We start from the raw sequence: 17,887 nt of genomic DNA on the forward strand, positions 1-17,887 counted from the left end.
CTTCACCGTCCGCTGAGCGCGAGCGGGCCGGGCGCGGTCGCCTGCCGCCAGGTGCGCAGCCCGTAAGCGCACCCGGCGGCAGCGACCGCGCCGAGCACGGCCAGGGCGGCGGGGAGGCCCAGCTCCGCGACGAGGACACCCGCGAGCAGGTAGGTCACCAGCCACTCGGCGTGCGAGAGCGAGTAGTGCGCGGCGAACAGGCCAGGCAGCCTGCGCGCGTCCGACGACGCGCGCAGCACGCGGCCCACCGGCGTCAACACGGTCGAGTAGCCCACGCCGATCAGCACCCACAGCACCAGCACCGACGCCCAGTCCAGGCGCACGGCCAGCGCCGCGGCCCCGATCCCCAGGACCACGGCCAGCCCGCCCGCCGCACCGGTCATGACCGTGCGGTCCGCGACGCCGCGCAGCAGCCGGGGCAGGGCGAGGGCGGCGAGCGCCGAGCCCGCCCCGAAGGCCGCGAGGGCGATCGCCACGGCGGAGTCGCCCAGCCCCAGGCCGTCCCGCACCACCACGACGGTGTTCACCAGCACCACGGCCCCCGCCGCCGAGGCCGCCAGGTTCAGGCCGAGCTGCGCGCGGACCGCCGGGGTGCGCAGGTAGTCGCCGGTGCCCGCGAGCGCGCGCCGCCGGAAGCACTCCGGTGAGGACGCCTGGGCGGGCAGGCGCAGCCGCAGCACCAGGGCCGCGGAGGCGAGGAAGCCCAACGCGGTCCCCGCGAACAGCCCGGAGAACGGCACCACCGCCAGCAGGGCCGCGGCCAGCACGGGCGTCAGCGCGCTCTCGGTGTCGTAGGCCAGGCGCGACAACGACAGCGCGCGCGTGTAGTCGTCCTCGTCGGGCAGCACCGCCGGGATGACCGCCTGGTACGCCGGGGTGAACGCGGCGGAGGCCACTTGCAGCACGAGCACCAGGGCGACCACCTGCCACACCTGGCCCACCCACGGCATCGCCAGCGCGGCGGCGGCCCGCACGAGGTCGAGCGACACGAGCAGCGCCCGCCGGGGCACCCGGTCCACCAGGGCCGCCGCGAGCGGGGCCACGACGACGTTCGCCGTCATCTTCACCGCGAGCACCACGCCGAGCACCACTCCGGCGCCCGCCCCCGCGAGGTCGTGGGCGAGCAGGCCCAGCGCGACCGTGGCGAGCCCGGTGCCCGTCAGCGCGATCACCTGGGCCGCGAACAGGGACCGGTACACCTGGTTCGACAACGCGGACATCGGCACCACCTCCCGGGTCGGGGGCGATGCTAGGAGCGGGGACCGGTTTGCGTCGACGCCGCAGTTGCCTGCCACTGGCAGCAGCAAATCCTTCCACCGCAACAGTTGTGCACCTGCACACCGGTGGCGCGCGCGAGTGGGGGCGGTAGGGGTCACGGCCCCCGGCGCCCCGACGGTACGGTGTACCCCGTGCACTTGACGGGCGGGTCGACGCGGCTGCGCGAGGTCAGGACCTCGGACCTGGCGGACTCGCTGGCCGTGGTGGGCGACGACCGGGTGACGGCCTGGCTGTCGTTCGACCCCCTCGACCCGGCGCAGCAGGCCGACCGGTTGGCCGCGGTGGTCGAGCGGGCGGCCCACCGCCCCCGGCAGGAGTACTACCTGGCGGTGACCGCGCTCGACAACGACCGGCTGGTGGGGGTGGCCCGGCTGGGGCTCGGGCGGTTCCGCTCCGCGGAGGTCGGCTACGCCATCGCCCACGACCACTGGGGCCGCGGCCACGCCACCGACGCGGTCGGCGCGCTGCTCGCCTTCGGCTTCGCCGACCTCGGCCTGCACCGGGTGACCGCCGCCATCAGCCCGGACAACGCCGCCTCGATCCGCGTCGTGCGCAAGCTGGGCTTCGAGCTGGAGGGCCGGATGCGCGACCACGTGCACGCCGGTGGCCGCTGGCGCGACTCGCTGCTCTACGCGAAGGTCGCCCGCGGCGAGCCGTGACGGGGGGTGCCCCATCCAGCATGTGGACACCGGAATGCCGGGTGGGCGGCGGCGTTGCACCGGCTGCCGGGTTCGCACCGACCGTGGAGGGACGCGATGAGCTTCGAGACCGAGTGGCGGCAGTGGAAGGCCGAGCGCGAGGAGGCGCTGGTGGAGCCGCACGGCTGGCTGGCGCTGGTGTCGCTGGACTGGCTGGGGCGCGAGCCGCGCGCCCACGACGGCGTGCCCGGCCTGTGGTGGCAGGACGACGAGGCCGCCTACCTCGACCCGCAGGGCGCCGAGCTGGAGCACGACGGGGTGGCGCTGACCGGGGTGACCCGGTTCGAGCTGGTCAACAGCGGGGCGGGCACCCGGGTGCTGTCCGGGGACGTCGAGATCGAGGTGGCCCGCCGGTCGGGGTACCTCATCCGGGTGCACGACCCCAAGGCCGAGGCGCTGCGCGCCTTCCACGGCGTGCCGTCCTACGACCCGGCCGAGTCCTGGGTGGTCGAGGCCCGCTACGAGCCGTTCGACGAGCCGGTGCCGACCACCGTGGGCGCGGTGGTGGAGGGCCTGACCCACGTCTACCAGGCGCCGGGCCGGGTGCGGTTCACCCGCGACGGCCGCGAGCACGCGCTGACCGCCTTCAACGGCACCGAGGGCGGGCTGAGCATCCTGTTCACCGACGAGACCAGCGGCGTCACCACCTACGGCGCCAACCGCTCGCTGAAGACCACCGCCCCCGACCCCGACGGCCGCGTGCTGCTCGACTTCAACCGCGCGGTGAACCTGCCGTGCGCGTTCACCCCGTACGCGACCTGCCCGCTGCCGCCCGAGGGCAACCGGCTGCCCTTCCCCGTCGAGGCGGGCGAGAAAACCCCGCACGAGGCCGTGTGACCCCCGGCCCGGCCGGCGCGGGGTCCGGCCGGGCCGCGGTCAGCCGCGCAAGCGGGTGTTGAGCCGGGCCGCTTGGCGGACCAGGTGGTCGCGCTCGGCCAGGGTGGGGGCGTCGTGCGCGGCGGCGGCGTAGAGCCGCGCGGCCGTGGCCAGGTCGCCGTCGCGCTCGTGCAGGTGCGCCGCGACGGCGGTGTGGCGCGGCAGCGAGCTGTCCAGCTCGGCCAGGGCCGCCAGCCCGGCGCGCGGCCCGTCCGCCTCGCCCACCGCGACCGCGCGGTTGAGCCGGACGACCGGGCTGCCGGTGAGCGCGACCAGCTCGTCGTACCACTCCACGACCTGCACCCAGTCGGTCTCCGCGGCGGTCGGCGCGTCGGCGTGCAGCGCGGCGATGGCCGCCTGCGCCTGGAACTGCCCGAGCCGGTCGCGGGCCAGCGCCGCCTGGAGCACCGCGACGCCCTCGGCGATCATCGCGGTGTCCCACCGGCCCCGGTCCTGCTCGGCCAGCGGCACCAGGGCGCCGCCCGCGGTGGTGCGGGAGGCGCGCCGGGCGTGGTGGAGCAGCATCAGGGCGAGCAGGCCGGAGACCTCCGGGTGGTCGACGGCGGCCGCGAGCTGGCGGGTGAGCCGGATCGCCTCGGCGGCCAGGTCGACCTGCCCGGAGTAGCCCTCGTTGAACACCAGGTAGAGCACCCGCAGCACGGTGCCGACGTCACCGGGCCGGTCGAGCCGGGTGCCCGCGACGGTGCGCTTGGCCCGGCTGATCCGCTGGGCCATGGTCGCCTCGGGCACCAGGTACGCCGCGGCGATCTGCCGGGTGGTCAACCCGCCGACCGCCCGCAGCGTCAGCGCCACCGCCGAGGACGGGCTCAGCGCCGGGTGCGCGCACAGGAAGTACAGCGCGAGCGTGTCGTCCACCCCGCTCGCCTCGCCCGGCCCCGGTTCGGCGTCCACCACGTCCTCGCGCCTGCGCCGGGCGGCGTCGGCCCTGGTCGCGTCGAGGAACTTGTGCCAGGCGGCGGTGACCAGCCACCCCTTCGGGTCGCGCGGCGGGTCCACCGGCCAGACCTCCAGCGCCCGCAGCAGCGCCTCCTGCACCGCGTCCTCGGCCGAGGCGAAGTCCGCCCCGCGCCGGACCAGGGCGCCGATCACCGCCGGGACCAGCTCGCGCAGCAGCCGCTCGTCCACGTCCACCGGTCCCGGCGCCCCGCTCACCCGTCCACCGCGACCGGGCTGCCCATGAACGGGCGCAGCTCCAGCCACTCGTGGATCGGCCTGCCCCCCTTGCCCGGCGCCGCCGACAGCTCCCCGGCCAGCTCGACGGCCCGCGCGTAGCTGTCGACGTCGATCACCATCCAGCCCGCGATGAGGTCCTTGGTCTCGGCGAACGGCCCGTCGGTCACCGGCGGGCGGCCCTCGCCGTCGAAGCGCACCCAGGTCCCGCCGGACCCGAGGGCCTGGCTGTCGACGAACTCCCCCGTGCCCTCCAGCCTGCGGGCGAAGTCGGCCATGTACTCCATGTGCGCCGAGACCTCCTCGGGCGTCCACTGGTCCATCGGCGTGTCCTCCACCGGGGTCGGGGCGCCGCGGTAGTGCTTGAGCAGCAGGTACTTGGCCATCGTCGGTCTCCTCCGTGCCGGTGCGGCCCCATTCTGGCCGCTTCCACCCCGGGGACGGAGCACCGCGCGCGTTCTCGACATCCCCGCCCGAGAATTTTTCCCGCCACCACCGCACCGGCCCTGACCTGGGCGGTCGTAGAGTCCTCGCGTGCGGGTGGTCATCGCGGGCGGACACGGCGGAGCCGGGCTGGAGCTGGCCGGGCGGCTCGTCGACCGGGGCGACTCGGTGGTGGTGCTGGTGCCCGAGGACCGGTTCACCGAGCGGGTCCGGGCCACCGGCGCGCACGCCGCGGTGCTGGGGCCGCGCGGCCTGCTGGAGTCCCTGCCGGGCGCCGACGCGCTGGTGTTCACCGGCGGGACCACGCGCGGCCCGTCCGAGCGGCCCGGGTCGGTGGTCTACGCCGAGGGCGCCGCGGCGGTGGGGGTGCGGCGGTACGTGGTGCTGTCCACGGCGGTGCCGGTGGCGCGGCCGGACGACACCCCCGAGCGGATCGCCTACCTGCGGGCGCGCGCCGAGAGCGAGGCCGAGCTGACCCGGCACGACCTGGACTGGACGGTGGTGCGGGCCGGGCGGATGACCGACGCCCCGGCCACCGGCCTAGTCACCGTGGGCGACGTGGCGGACGTGCGCGCCGGTGAGGTGCCGCGGGCGGACGTGGCGGAGGTCCTGGCCGAACTGGTGCGCGGCGGGTGGGGCGCGCGGCGCGAGGTGGGCGTGGGGGCCGGGTCGGTGCCGGTGGCGGCGGCGGTGCGCGCGCTGGGGTGACCGCGCTGGGGTGGAGGCCGAGCCCGGCCCGGTGATCCGACCGTTACCCCGGGGCAGCACGCGCGGGCGCGCCTCGTGGCAGCGTGGGCACCATGGACCAGAACAGCGTGCTCGCGGTGGTGGACCCCGGCGCCCCCTGGCGACCGGGCGACGCCTGGCTGGCGGGCGGCACGCAGCTGTTCTCCGAGCCGCACCCGCACGTGCGCCGGTTCCGGGACCTGACCCGCGCGGGCTGGGAGCCGCTGACCTGGGACGGCGACGCGCTGGAGGTGGCCGCCACGTGCACCGTCGCGGAGCTGTCGCGCTTCGCCGGGCAGCGGGGCGGGGCCGTCGGGCAGCTGGTGGAGCAGTGCTGCCGGGCCTTCCTCGCCTCGTTCAAGGTGTGGAACGCGGCCACGGTGGGCGGCAACCTGTGCAACGCGCTGCCCGCCGGGCCGATGATCTCGCTGTTCAGCGCCCTGGACGGGTCGTGCCTGCTGCTGCGCGACGGGCAGCGGCGGCGCGTGCCCGCGGTGGGGTTCGCGCGGGGGCCGGGCGAGTCGGTGCTCGCGGACGGGGAGCTGCTGCGCTCGATCACCGTCCCGGCCGCCGCGTGGGACCGGCGCTACGCCTTCCGGCAGGTGTCCCTGCACGCCCAGGGCCGCTCCGCCGCGCTGCTGATCGGCAGCTCGGACGGCGGCTTCGCGCTGACGATCACCGCGTCCACCCCGCGCCCGGTGCGCCTCGCCTTCCCCGGCACCCCGACCGCGGCCGAGCTGGCGCGGGCGGTCGAGGAGGGCGTCACCGAGTGGTATGACGACGTCCACGGCCTGCCCGCCTGGCGCAGGCACATGACGCTGCGGTTGGCCGAGGAGATCCGGGGGGAGCTGGCGTGAGCTTCAGGGTGGAGGTCAACGGCCGGGAGCACCGCGACGAGCCGGGGGCGGGCCAGTGCCTGCGGACCTACCTGCGCGGCCAGGGGTGGTTCGGGGTCAAGAAGGGGTGCGACGCGGGCGACTGCGGGGCGTGCACCGTGCACGTGGACGGGGTTCCGGTGCACAGCTGCCTGTACCCGGCGCTGCGGGCGGACGGCAAGGCCGTGACCACCGTGGAGGGCTTGGCCGCCGACGGGCACCTGCACCCGGTGCAGCAGCAGTTCCTGGAGGCCCAGGGGTTCCAGTGCGGGTTCTGCACGGCCGGGTTCGTGATGACCACCGCGGCGCTCGACGACGAGGCGCGGGCGGACCTGCCGCGCGCGCTCAAGGGCAACCTGTGCCGCTGCACCGGCTACCGGGCCATCGAGGACGCGATCACCGGGGTGAAGCACGTCGAGGACCCGGCCCCGGGGGACGCCGTGGGGCGCAACCTCGCCGCCCCGGCGGGGCCGCAGGTCGTCACGGGCACCGCCCGGTACACCTTCGACGTCGACGTCCCCGGCCTGCTGCACCTCAAGCTGGTGCGGTCGCCGCACGCCCACGCGCGCGTCACGCGCATCGACGCGACCGACGCGCTCGCGGTGCCGGGCGTGCGGCTGGTGCTGACCCACGAGGACGCGCCCGACCGGTGGTACTCCTCCGGCCAGCACGAGCACGTGGGCGACGACCCGGCGGACACGCGGGTGTTCGACGACGTGGTGCGGCACGTGGGGCAGCGGGTGGCGGCCGTGGTCGCCGAGACCGAGGCCGCCGCGGAGCGGGCCGCCCGGCTGGTGCGGGTCGACTACGAGGTGCTGCCCGCCGTGCTCGACCCGCACGAGGCGATGCTGCCCGGGGCGCCGGTGGTGCACGACAAGGACGGCGCGGTGGCCGGGATCGCGCGCCCCCAGGACAACGTCCTCGCCGAACTGCACGAGGAACTGGGCGACGTCGCGGCGGGCCTGGCCGAGGCCGACGAGGTGTACCGGGGCACCTACCGCACCCAGCGCGTCGCCCACGCCGCCCTGGAGACCCACGGCGCGGTGGCGTGGTTCGACGACTCCGGGCGGCTGGTGGTGCGGTCGAGCACGCAGGTGCCGTTCCTGGCCAAGCGCACCCTGTCGCGGCTGTTCGACCTCGACGACGTGCGGGTGGTCGCGGGCCGGGTCGGCGGCGGCTTCGGCGGCAAGCAGGAGGTGCTGGTCGAGGACGTGGTGGCGCTCGCGGCCCTGCGCCTGCGCGAACCGGTGAAGCTGGAGCTGACCCGCGCCGAGCAGTTCTGCGGCACCACCACCCGCCACCCCTTCACCGTCGAGGTCGAACTGGGCGCCACGCGCGACGGCACCCTCACCGCCCTGCGCGTGCACGCCGTCAGCGACACCGGCGCCTACGGCAACCACGGCCCGGGTGTGCTGTTCCACGGCTGCGGGGAGTCCACAGCGGCCTACCGCTGCCCGAACAAGCGCACCGACGGCTACGCCGTCTACACCCACAACGTGCCCTCCGGCGCCTTCCGCGGCTACGGCCTCGGTCAGGTGACCTTCGCCGTCGAGAGCGCGATGGACGAACTGGCCCGCCGCATCGGCATGGACCCCGTCGACTTCCGCGCCCGCAACGTGGTCCGCACCGGCGAGACGCTGCGAACCGCCGCGGGCGACGAGAACGACCTGCTCGTCAGCAGCTCCGGCGTCGACCAGTGCCTCGACGTGGTGCGGCGCGTGCGGGACGAACCCGTGGGCCCGGTACCGGAGGGGTGGCTAGTGGGCCAGGGATCGGCCCTGGCGATGATCGCCACCGTGCCACCCCGGGGCCACTTCGCCCACGCCGCCCTGGAACTGGCGGGCGAGGAGTTCGTGCTGTCGGTGGGTACCGCCGAGTTCGGCAACGGGTCGACGACCGTCCACCGGCAACTGGTGGCGTCCACCTTGGGCATCGCGGTCGACCGCGTGCGGGTCGCGCAGTCCGACACCGACCTGGTCGCGCACGACACGGGCGCGTTCGGGTCCACGGGGGTGGTGATCGCGGGCACCGCCGTGCTGCGGGCCGCCGAGGCGATGAAGGAGCAGCTGGCTGCTTCCGGTGCGCGGCCAGGGCTTCGCACCACGGGCTACTTCGACGGCACGCCGCGCGCCGTGGCGTTCAACGTGCAGTGGTTCCGTGTCGCGGTGGACCCCGGGACCGGTGAGGTGCGGGTGCTGCGGAGCGTGCACGCGGCGGACGCGGGGGTGGTGATGAACCCGATGCAGTGCCGGGGGCAGGTCGAGGGTGGGGTGGCGCAGGGGTTGGGGGCGACGGTGGCGGAACACGTGGACGTGGGGGCCGGTGGGGAGGTGACCACGGCCGCGTTCCGGCAGTACCGGGTGCCGACGTTCGGGGACGTACCGCGGACTGAGGTGGTGTTCGCCGATGTGGTGGACCCGCTGGGGCCGTTGGGGGCGAAGTCGATGAGCGAGAGCCCGTTCAACCCGGTGGCGCCCGCGTACGCGAACGCGGTGCGGGATGCCACGGGGGTGCGGTTCCGGGAACTGCCGATGACGCGGGACCGGGTGTGGCTGGGGTTGCAGGGGTGACGCGCTGGGGGGCTCTGCTGCGCAGGGCGTGGGATCTTGTTGGCGTGCAGGGGTCTCTGCTGCGCAGAGTGTGAAAAGAAGCGGGATTTTGGGGGCTTGCCCGGGTGGGTGGTTCTGCTTGACAGGGGCCCCTGCGGCGATCATGTGCTCGGGGTGGGGAAAAGGTGAGGCCTACGGCCCCACCCCCCGCCGTGGGTAGCACATGATCGCCTTCCCCTGTCAAGCACAACCACCCACCCGGGCAGACCCGTAGCCGGGCCGCCGGTTGCGTTGTGCTCCGGTTCTTTGGGGAGCGAGTTGGGTGGGGGGTGAGGGCGGGCGGGGGTTAGGGAGGGGGGTGGGGGGCTGTGGGTGGGGCACGCCTGGGCCGGCTTCGGGCGGCCCAGGCGTGCGAGGAGTGAGGTTGGGGGACGGGGTTAGGGCTTGGCGACCTTGTCGCCGTAGGCGTAGGTGGAGGCGGGGGGTGTGGGGGCGGCGGGGTTGGTGAGGACGGCGGTGTCGCCCTTGTCGTTCCAGATGGGGCGCTTGATGCCGTAGTTGAACCCGCCCCACTCGGGGTGGTTCTCGTTGGTGTAGACGCGGATGCGCTGGCCGGGGGCGAGGACGGTGCCCGGGGGGAAGGTGAAGTCCTGGCCCCGGTCGTCGGCGCCGAGCTTCCAGCCGCTGATGTCGGCGGGGGCGGTGCCGCGGTTGACGATCTCGACGTACTCGTCGGCCTGGGAGCCCTTGACCTCGCCCTTGAAGCGGACGTTGGTGATGACCGGGTCGGGTTTGCCCGCGACGGCGAACAGGGCGACGATGTCGGCGCTGTTGGCGGAGTTCTCCTGGCTGACGAAGCGGCGGACGACCTGGCCGCCCTGCTTAAAGCCGCTGATGAGCACCGCGTACTCGGTGCCGTCGATGGTGACCGTCTGCGGGGAGACGAACGTGGGCAGGTCGACCAGGTCCTCCGGGGCGGGCCCGACGTTCGGGGTCTCGTTGTGGTGGAAGGTGAAGCTGAAGTCGGCCTTCGTGCCGTCCTCGAAGGTGACGACCACGGTCAGGTTGACGTCGAACTCCTGCTGGGGCAGGCCCGTGATCGGGAAGTTCTCGTGCGTGAAGGTCCCCAGGGTGAACTCCGTGCCGTCCGTGCGGACCTCGACCTCACCGCCGCGGAAGACGTACCCGCTCTGCCCGCTCCCGCCCGCCGGGACCCCCCAGGTGATCCGGTCGGTGGTGAGCCCGTTCAGGTTCGGCGGGGCGATGCTGATGGTCGGCCAGGAACCGCCGGTGACTGCCTTGCTCAAGCGCTCTCCTCGGTCGTGTGCGTGTGGCACCAGCACTTGCACCTGCACGACCGGGCCCGGTCGGTGGCAACACCAGGACCGCCCCAAGATCACCGCGTACCGCTGGACGAGTGAGCCTCACCGTGGTGGTTTCCGGACGCCATCCCTTGTGCGGCAACGACCTTGGGCCGAACCGGTGATCTTGTCCGGGCGCGGGTGCCGAACCGGGTTCAGGGCCAAGGGGTGGCCGCGTCGAGGAGGCCGATCATGCCGGACACGAGGCGCATCTGGGGGATGGTGCGGATGTCGGCCTCCACCAGGCGGGGGGAGCAGACCAGCACCGCCAGGGCCTGCGCCCGGGAAAGCGCGACGTTGAGGCGGTTGCGGGAGAGCAGGAAGTCCAGGCCGCGCGGCAGGTCGGTGGCCGAGGAGGAGGTCATGGTGGCGATGACCACGGGCGCTTCCTGGCCCTGGAAGCGGTCCACCGTGCCCACACGGGCCTCGCCGTGCCCCGCTTCGGCCAGGGCCTGGGACACCACGCGCTGCTGGAGGTTGTAGGGGGCGACCACGAGCACGTCCGCCGCCGTCAGCGGGCGCACCGCGCCGCGGTCGTCCCACGAGCGGCCCACGAGGGAGTCGATGACGCGCACCACCTCGCGGGCCTCCTCCACCGAGCGGGTGGTGTTGCCCTCGTGCTCGACGGTGTGGGCGTAGAGGCCCTGCGGGATGCCCTCGATGGCGCGGCCCGCGGCGGTGGGGTGCGATTGCAGCAGGCCCGCGTAGGACAGGTGGGACACCGGCTTGCAGACGGCCGGGTGCATGCGGCGGGTCTCGTCGAGGAAGTAGCCCAGTTCGGGGGGCACGACGTCGGCGGCGCCGATGAGGTGGCCCAGGGCGGAGGCCTCCGCGCCCGCGGGGTGGGTGCCCTGCACCACCTGCGGCAGCTGCTGCGGGTCGCCCAGCAGGACCACCGAGGTCGCCGAGGACGACACCGCGAGCGCGTCGGCGAGGGCGAACTGGCCCGCCTCGTCGACCAGCAGCACGTCGAAGGGCTCCTCGCGCAGCAGCGGGTTCGCCAGGTTCCAGGCGGTGCCGCCGACCAGGTGGCCGTCGGGGTGGTCGGCGCGCCAGGCCGCCAGCGCCCTGGGGGTCTTCGGCTGGTCCCAGGCGACCTCGCCCGCCTGGCCGGACTTGGGGATCTTGGCGGTGGGCACCGCGGGGTCGGCGGCCAGCGCGGCGGACAGCACGTTCTCCACCGCCTTGTGGCTGGTGGAGGTGACCGCGACGGTCTTGCCGCCGCCGACCAGGTGCGCGATCAGCCGCGCGGCCAGGTAGGTCTTGCCCGCGCCGGGTGGGCCCTGCACGGCGAGCACCGAGCGGTCGAGCCGGTCGACCGCCTCGACGACCGTCTCCACCAGCTCGAAGCTCGGGTCCGGCAGCCGGGTGCCGCGGCGGGTGCGCGGGGCGAGCCTGCGCAGCAGGTCGACGCCGGGGTGGGCGGGCAGCGCGGGCAGGGCCGCGATCACCTGCCGCACCAGGTCGTGCAGGGCCTGCTCCTTGACCTTGGTCGAGATGGGCCTGCCGGGCAGCACAGCCTGCGGCGCCCCGGCGGGCTCGGCGTCGACCGGGGCGGTCTCCTCCAGCTCCAGCCGGTCCGCGCGGGCGGCGACGACGGTGGCCTCGGTGCTCGTGCCGTCGTGGCGCAGCAGCACCTGGTCACCGACGGCGAACGGGTGCGGGCGGTCCTGGTCGGTGCTCATCCGGACGGTGCGGCGGGCCTTCTTCTGCCTGCCGGTGGGGGCGACCCACTCCCCCACCTCGGTGGTGACGGGGACGGCGCAGGTGGTGTCGGACTCCAGGTCGGTCAGCGGCGCCTCCATCCGGTGGAAGAACTCCCACCACGCCGGGTTGGCCTCGCGCCGGTAGTAGCCGACGAGCGCGGCCAGCAGCGCCCGCGCCCGGTCGTCCGGGGACTGCTCGGCCGGGTCCTCGGGCAGCCCGTCGAGCAGCGGCCCCACCAGGGCGGCGATCTCGGCCTCGCGGGCGGCTCGCTCCTCGGCGCGGGAGTCGTCGGGCAGCTCCAGCGGTTCCGGCGCCACGGTCTCGATGCCGTGCTCGGCGCGCACGCGGTGCAGGAAGCGGAACAGCTCAAGCGTGGACACGCAGTCGTACTCGTTGTAGTCGCCGATGCCGCGCAGCACCTCCCCCGCCCGCTCGTGCTCGCCGAGCTGGGTCAGGGTCAGGTACTCCTCGTAGGCCTCGATCGACGACGCGGCCGTCTTCACCTCGCCCTCGCGCGCGGTCTCCATGTAGAGCGGTTCGAGGTGCTTGATGGAGTACGACCGCTGCGACACCCGCAGCGCCTTGCGCACCACCGCGTACAGGTCGACCAGGGCGCCCCGGCGCAGCAGGTCGTCGACCTGGGCCTCCCGGGTGCCGTGCAGCGCGGCCAGCCGCTTGACGGCGGTGACCTCGTAGGGCGCGTAGTGGTAGACGTGGGCGTCGGGGTGCTCGGCCAGCCGGGCGGTGGCGAAGTCGACGAAGTCCTCGAACGCCTGCTTCTCCTGCCGCCGCGAGTGCGCCCAGAACGGGTGGAACGTGCGCACCCCGTCCGCGGTGACGGCGCCGAACAGGTACTCCAGGCCGTCGCCGTCGAGCGCGTACGGGTCGCCCTCCATGTCGAAGAAGACGTCGCCGGGGCTGGGGGCGGGCAGCGCGGCCAGCACCGCGGGGGCGACCAGCTCGTAGCTGATCCGGCCGGTGGCGTCCTGGCGCACCTGGATGGCGGCCTGGGCGCGCAGCGCGGTGAACGAGCCCGGCGACATCGAGGCGGGCCGCTCGGTGGCCGCCGCGAGCGCGTCGATGGTGGCCACCCCCGCGGCGGTGAGCTTGCGCCGCTGGTCCTGGCTGATCCCGGCGACCAGCGACAGGTCGCGGTCGGTCGAGCGCCCGTCGGCGCAGTGCTGGGCGAACGAGCAGGTGCCGCAGGCGGGGCGCTCGTCGGCCCACAGGCGCGCGGGCAGCGCCACCGCCCGCCTGCGCAGCCGGGCGCGCAGCCTGCGCAGCAGCGGCAGGAAGTCGTCGACCCGCAGCGTCTCGGTGGACCCGTCGCCGAGCAGCAGGTGCATGTGCGGCCCGGCCGGGTGCCCGCTGCGGCGCAGCGCGTCGGCGTAGGCGGCGAGCTGGATCACCGCGCCGGGCCGGGCCCGCCTGGCCAGCTTGGTGTCGTAGACCTCGTAGCGCCCGTGCGCGTCGCGCTGCAGGAAGTCGGCGCGGCCGGAGAACTCGCCGTCGACGAACACCGCCTGGTAGACGACGTCGGCGCCCGCGCGCAGCGCGGCCTCGGTCTCCTTCGCGGCCAGCACGGGGTCGCGCTCGTCGATCTCGACCAGGGTGGCGGTGCGCTCGCGCAGCCGCCCGAGGGTGGCCCGCTCGTGGGCCTGCCCGTGCTTGGCGGCGAGCTGGTCACCCCCGCGCTGGGGGGCGGGGGCGCCGGGGAGACCGGCGCGGTGGGCCTGGGTGAGCACGCTCCGGTGGTCGCAGTCCAGGAGGTCGGCGAGATCGGAGGGCGTGTGCACCGCAGGGAGCCTGCCACCCCCGGTGCCCCAGGCGGCTCAGCGACACGCGTCCGGTCAGGCCCCGACCAGCCCCGTGCCGAGCAGGCCCCACGCCAGGAGGGCGAGCACCGCCGCGGTCGGCACGAGGGCGGCGGTGGCGCGCAGCCGGGCCCGGCCGTCGCGCGGCAGCAGCGCGAGCAGCGTCGCGGCGATGGCGGCGTGCAGCAGGGCGTGGCTGGCACCGCCGGGTGCGGTGGCGTCGTGCGCGGAGGACCAGCCGAACGCCGCCACGGGGAGCGCGGTGCCCAGCGCGACGTGGACGGCGCGGTCTTCCGAGCGCCACCAGCACCCGGCCGTCGCGACCAGGGCGCCGCCCAGGGCGGCGCCACCCACGAGGACGAGCGCGTGCGGCCCGCCCGCCTGGCGCGCGACGTCGCCGGTGAGCCAGACGATCAGGGAACAGGTGCCCAGCCCGATCAGCTCGGTGAGCGCGCCGGTGGCCGCGGCGGCGAGCGGGCCCGGCACCACGACCCCGGCGGCGAAGGCCCACAGCGCCCAGAAGGCGGGCGCCTGCACCAGGAACCCGATGGGGGTCACCTGGAACACGAAGGCGACCACGCCCAGCGGCAGCCCCAGGCCGATGGCGGTGGACAGGACGCTGGTCACCGGCACAGCGGGCCGGACGCCGACAGCTACCACGAGAACCCCTCCCCGATGTCTTCGCAGCGAGTATACATACGGTGTATACACCTCGCGTGCACCAGTCATGGGCCGCTCGGCCCAGCGGCGCGGGGCGGCGGTACTCCAGTTGGTTGAACTTTCTAATTACTACCCTGGGTGCACGCCCCATCACCTTGACCGCGCGCGCGGGGTGGCGTTCGGTGGGGACCGTGCCCGGACCCCCTCCCCCCGACGCGGCCGACCGGTTCCGGTTGCTGCTGGTGGAGGACGACGGTGAGCTGGTGGAGCTGCTGACCGCGGCCCTGGGCGACGAGGGCTACGCCGTCGACGTGGCCACCGACGGGCAGCGGGGCCTGCACCTCGGCCTGACCCGCCGCTACGACGTGGTGGTCATCGACCGGGTGCTGCCCGCGCTCGACGGGGTGCAGCTGCTGATCCGGTTGCGCGCCAAGGCCGTGCGCACCCAGGCGCTGCTGCTCACCGCGCTGGGCACCGTGCGCGACCGGGTCGACGGGTTGGACGCGGGCGCCGACGACTACCTGGTCAAGCCGTTCGACCTCGACGAGCTCAGCGCGCGGCTGCGGGCGCTGTGCAGGCGGGCGCTGGAGGCCAGGGCGGCGCTGCGGATCGGGTCGGCGGAGCTGGACGTGCACCACCGGGAGGTGCGCCTGCCCGGCGGGGAGCGGGTGGCGCTGTCGGCGCGGGAGTTCGAGCTGCTGCGGGAGCTGGCCACCGACCCGGAGGCGGTGCACTCGCGGGAGGCGCTGCGGCGGGAGGTCTTCCGCGACACGTCCTCGGCCTCGGTCGTCGACACCTACGTGCACTACCTGCGGGCCAAGCTGGGGCGCACGGCGGTGCGGACCGTGCGCGGGTTCGGCTACCGGCTCGGCGCCCTGTGAGGCGGGCCGCGGCCGACGCCGAGGAGGCCGCGATCCACCGCGCCCGGCTGCGGGTGGGCGGCCTGGTCGCCGTCGCGGTCACCCTGCTGGTGACCCTCACCGGGGGCCTGGCCTACGAGGTGGTCGCGCACGCGCAGACAGACCAGGTCATCCGCGAACTCCGGTACACCGCAGACCACGCCGTCCCGACCCAACTGCCCGGGTGCACCTTCCTGTACTTCCCCGGGGAGCCCGGGGGCGGCGCGCTGCCACCCGGGTTCCCGCTGCGGGCGGACCTGGACGCGGTGCGCGCGTCCGGTGGGGCCGTGGAGCGGTCGGTGGACGCCAACGGCACGACGTACCTGGTGCGCACCCAGACCCAGGCGGGCGGGCGGCTCGTGCAGGCCGTGTTCGACACCCGCTACCAGCTCGCCGACCGGGAGCACCTGCTCGTGGCGCTGCTGATCGCCGAGGGGGTGGGCCTGCTCGCCGCCGCCGCGACGGGGTGGGCGGTGGGCAGGCGGGCGGTGGCGCCGCTGGCGGAGGCGCTGGCCCGCCAGCGCCGCTTCGTCACCGACGCCAGCCACGAGCTGCGCACCCCCATCGCCCGCGCCCGCACCCGCGCGCAGCTGCTCGCCCGCCGCGCCGCCGCCGCGGGGCTGCCCGCGGAGCACCGCGACGGGCTCGACCGGCTGAGCGGGTCGCTGCGCGGGCTCGGGGACATCGTCGACGACCTGCTCCTGTCCGCCCGCATGGCGGCCGGGCAGGCCAGCGCCGACGGCACCGACCTCGACCTGGCGGCGTTGACCGAGGCGGCGGTGACCGCCGAGCGGGAACGGGCCGAGCAGGAGGGGGTGGTGCTGACCGTCGCCCGCCCGCCCGAGCCGCTGTACGTCACGGGGGTGCAGACGGCCCTGCGGCGCGCGGTGGGCGAACTGCTCGCCAACGCCGTCCGGCACACCCCCGGCGGCGGCCGGGTCGAGGTGTCGCTGCGGCGCGCGGCGGGCCAGGTGGAGCTGACCGTGTCCGACACCGGCGAGGGCTTCGCCCAGGACGAGGCCGCGCACCTGTTCGACCGCTTCCACCGCGGGGCGACCGGGCGCGACCGCCAGTTCGGCCTGGGGTTGGCGCTGCTGCGCGAGGTGGTGACGAGCCACCGGGGGACGGTGGAGGCGGTGGGGCACCCGGGGGCGGGCGCCCGGTTCACCCTCCGCTTCCCCGAAGCCGTCCCCCGCGTCGTCACCTGAGCCGGGCGGCGCGGGTCAGCAGCCCGGCCCTTCTCAGCGCCCCAGCCCTTCTCAGCAACCCAGCCCGGTCACCAGCTCGGCGGCCAGGCGCACCTCCGCGTCGAGGGGCCGGTCCGGGTCCACGGGCGGGATCGCGGCCGCCAGGCGGTCCAGCAGCGCCGCGGTCCCGGCCGCCGTGGGCCGCCGGGCGCCGACGTGGGCGGCCTGCCGCAGCCCCAGCGCCAGCGACCCGCACAGCAGCCACAGCAGTTCGGCGCCGTCGTGCGAGCGCAGGGCCGCCTGGGTGCCGAACGGCACGACGTCCTGGTTGTGCAGGTTCGTCGGCAGGCTCTGGGTGGAGGCGGGCACGGCGGTGCGGCGCAGCTCCGCGACCAGCGCGGTCGTGGCCAGCTGCACGCCCTGCAGGCCGTGCTGCTGCCCGGGTCCCGCCGCGAGCATCGGCGGCAGGCCGGTGTTGCGGCCCGGGTCCACGAGCAGGTCCAGCTGCCGCTCGACGAGGTTGCCGACCGAGGCCGCCACCGCCGCCAGCACGTCACCGGCGTAGGCGGCGGGCTGGCCGAAGAAGTTGCCGCCGTGCACCACCGCGTCGTCGTCGGGGAAGAACAGCGGGTTGTCGCTGACCCCGGCCAGGTCCGCCGCCACCACGCCGTCGGCGTAGCGCAGCGCGTCCTCGGCCGCCCCGAGCAGCTGGGGTGAGCAGCGCAGGCTGTAGGGCTCCTGCAACGGGCGCTCGCCGCTGGCCCGCACCCCCGCCAACACCCCGCGCATCCGCTCCCCGACCACCGCCGCGCCGGGGTGGGCGAAGGCGCCCAGCAGGCGCGCGTCCAGGAACGCCGGGGCGCAGCCGAGCAGGTCCGCGAGCAGGCACGTCAGGTCCTGGGCGGCCCGGTGGCAGGCGCGCACCCGGTCGAGCGCCAGCGACAGCGCCGCCGTCGTGACCGACGTGCCGTTGACCAGCGCCAGGGCGTCGCGCCCGTCGAGCTCCAGCGGCGCCAGCCCGACCCGCTCCAGCGCGTCCGCGGCGGGCAGGCGGACCCCGTCGACGTAGGCGGACCCGCGCCCGCGCAACGCCTGCGCCGCGTACGCCAGCGGGATGAGGTCGCCGCTGGCGCCCACCGAGCCGTGGCGCGGCACGGCCGGGGTGAACGTCGAGCCGAACATCGCCGCCACCCCCTCGACGACGTGCGGGGACACCCCGGACAGCCCCTGCGCCAACGACCACGCGCGCACCAGCAGCGCCGCGCGCACCACCGGCAGCGGCAGGTCCGGCCCCTGCCCGGCGCCGAGGTGGGCCAGGGTGTTGTCGCACTGGTCGGCCTCGTCGGCGCGGCCCGCGAACCCCACCAGGGCGCCGAACCCGGTCTTGGCGCCGTAGACGGGGCGCTCGTCGTCGGCCAGCACGGCGCGCAGGTGCTCGCGGCCCCGGCCCAGGCGCGCGGCCACCCGCTCGTCGACGGCGACGTGCAGGGGGCCCGCGGCGGCGCGCAGGTCTTCGCCGCGCAGCGGTCGGGACAGCTGGACGGTCGGTGTGGTGGCGGTGTGCGTCACGGCGCGAACCTAGGTGGCGAATCTCAGAGAACTCTGAGATCGCGTGGGTAGCT

General features: G+C 75.4%; 14 protein-coding genes. 7 read left to right on the forward strand and 7 right to left on the reverse strand.

The features are described from left to right. Positions 1-2: 2 nt before the first annotated feature. On the reverse strand, positions 3-1,220 hold the full coding sequence (locus BJP25_RS15405; RefSeq protein WP_084794040.1) for an MFS transporter: 1,218 nt from the start codon (positions 1,218-1,220) through the stop codon (positions 3-5). A gap of 189 nt (positions 1,221-1,409) precedes the next feature. On the opposite strand from BJP25_RS15405, the gene BJP25_RS15410 reads away from it, so the two are divergent. Next, complete coding sequence (locus BJP25_RS15410) at positions 1,410-1,937, forward strand: GNAT family N-acetyltransferase (protein ID WP_233158093.1); 528 nt, start codon at positions 1,410-1,412, stop codon at positions 1,935-1,937. A 96-nt stretch (positions 1,938-2,033) separates the two neighbouring features. After that, positions 2,034-2,813 carry a DUF1684 domain-containing protein gene (locus BJP25_RS15415; RefSeq protein ID WP_075975613.1) on the forward strand — a complete coding sequence of 260 codons (780 nt, stop codon included), beginning with the start codon at positions 2,034-2,036 and terminating at the stop codon, positions 2,811-2,813. A gap of 39 nt (positions 2,814-2,852) precedes the next feature. On the opposite strand, the gene BJP25_RS15420 is transcribed toward BJP25_RS15415, so the two are convergent. After that, positions 2,853-3,998: an RNA polymerase sigma factor gene (locus BJP25_RS15420; RefSeq protein ID WP_075975867.1), complete on the reverse strand. Its 1,146-nt coding sequence runs from the start codon at positions 3,996-3,998 to the stop codon at positions 2,853-2,855. Positions 3,999-4,021: 23 nt separating this feature from the next. Then, positions 4,022-4,429 carry a YciI family protein gene (locus tag BJP25_RS15425; RefSeq protein ID WP_075975614.1) on the reverse strand — a complete coding sequence of 136 codons (408 nt, stop codon included), beginning with the start codon at positions 4,427-4,429 and terminating at the stop codon, positions 4,022-4,024. 148 nt (positions 4,430-4,577) lie between these two features. Between BJP25_RS15425 and BJP25_RS15430 the strand changes: the two genes are divergently transcribed. The 3 genes from BJP25_RS15430 to BJP25_RS15440 all read left to right on the forward strand — a co-directional run bounded on the left by BJP25_RS15430 (position 4,578) and on the right by BJP25_RS15440 (position 8,658). Beyond that, entirely contained in the window at positions 4,578-5,195 is a 618-nt protein-coding gene (locus BJP25_RS15430) for an NAD(P)H-binding protein (RefSeq protein ID WP_075975615.1), read from the forward strand. Positions 5,196-5,287: 92 nt separating this feature from the next. Beyond that, complete coding sequence (locus BJP25_RS15435) at positions 5,288-6,070, forward strand: FAD binding domain-containing protein (RefSeq protein ID WP_075975868.1); 783 nt, start codon at positions 5,288-5,290, stop codon at positions 6,068-6,070. After that, on the forward strand, positions 6,067-8,658 hold the full coding sequence (locus tag BJP25_RS15440) for a molybdopterin-dependent oxidoreductase (RefSeq protein WP_075975616.1): 2,592 nt from the start codon (positions 6,067-6,069) through the stop codon (positions 8,656-8,658). The genes BJP25_RS15435 and BJP25_RS15440 overlap by 4 nt, the downstream gene beginning before the upstream one ends. A 416-nt stretch (positions 8,659-9,074) precedes the next feature. On the opposite strand, the gene BJP25_RS35035 is transcribed toward BJP25_RS15440, so the two are convergent. The 3 genes from BJP25_RS35035 to BJP25_RS15455 form a co-directional block, all read right to left on the reverse strand. Then, on the reverse strand, positions 9,075-9,944 hold the full coding sequence (locus BJP25_RS35035; protein ID WP_075975617.1) for a lamin tail domain-containing protein: 870 nt from the start codon (positions 9,942-9,944) through the stop codon (positions 9,075-9,077). A gap of 209 nt (positions 9,945-10,153) precedes the next feature. After that, entirely contained in the window at positions 10,154-13,501 is a 3,348-nt protein-coding gene (locus BJP25_RS15450) for a TM0106 family RecB-like putative nuclease (protein WP_075975618.1), read from the reverse strand. A gap of 54 nt (positions 13,502-13,555) precedes the next feature. Further along, positions 13,556-14,146, reverse strand: coding sequence for a hypothetical protein (locus tag BJP25_RS15455; protein WP_143219098.1), 591 nt, complete (start codon positions 14,144-14,146; stop codon positions 13,556-13,558). A 266-nt stretch (positions 14,147-14,412) separates the two neighbouring features. On the opposite strand from BJP25_RS15455, the gene BJP25_RS15460 reads away from it, so the two are divergent. Together BJP25_RS15460 and BJP25_RS15465 are read left to right on the forward strand one after the other, a co-directional pair. Beyond that, positions 14,413-15,060 carry a response regulator transcription factor gene (locus BJP25_RS15460; protein ID WP_075975869.1) on the forward strand — a complete coding sequence of 216 codons (648 nt, stop codon included), beginning with the start codon at positions 14,413-14,415 and terminating at the stop codon, positions 15,058-15,060. Further along, a complete protein-coding gene (locus BJP25_RS15465; RefSeq protein ID WP_198943507.1) occupies positions 15,057-16,286 on the forward strand; it encodes a sensor histidine kinase in 1,230 nt (409 codons plus the stop codon). The genes BJP25_RS15460 and BJP25_RS15465 overlap by 4 nt, the downstream gene beginning before the upstream one ends. Before the next feature lie 51 nt (positions 16,287-16,337). On the opposite strand, the gene BJP25_RS15470 is transcribed toward BJP25_RS15465, so the two are convergent. Further along, positions 16,338-17,834, reverse strand: a complete 1,497-nt coding sequence (locus BJP25_RS15470; RefSeq protein WP_075975620.1) for an aromatic amino acid ammonia-lyase — start codon at positions 17,832-17,834, stop codon at positions 16,338-16,340. Between the last annotated feature and the right edge of the window lie 53 nt (positions 17,835-17,887).

The sequence above is a fragment of the Actinokineospora bangkokensis genome, assembly GCF_001940455.1.
Taxonomy (GTDB): Bacteria; Actinomycetota; Actinomycetes; order Mycobacteriales; family Pseudonocardiaceae; genus Actinokineospora; species Actinokineospora bangkokensis.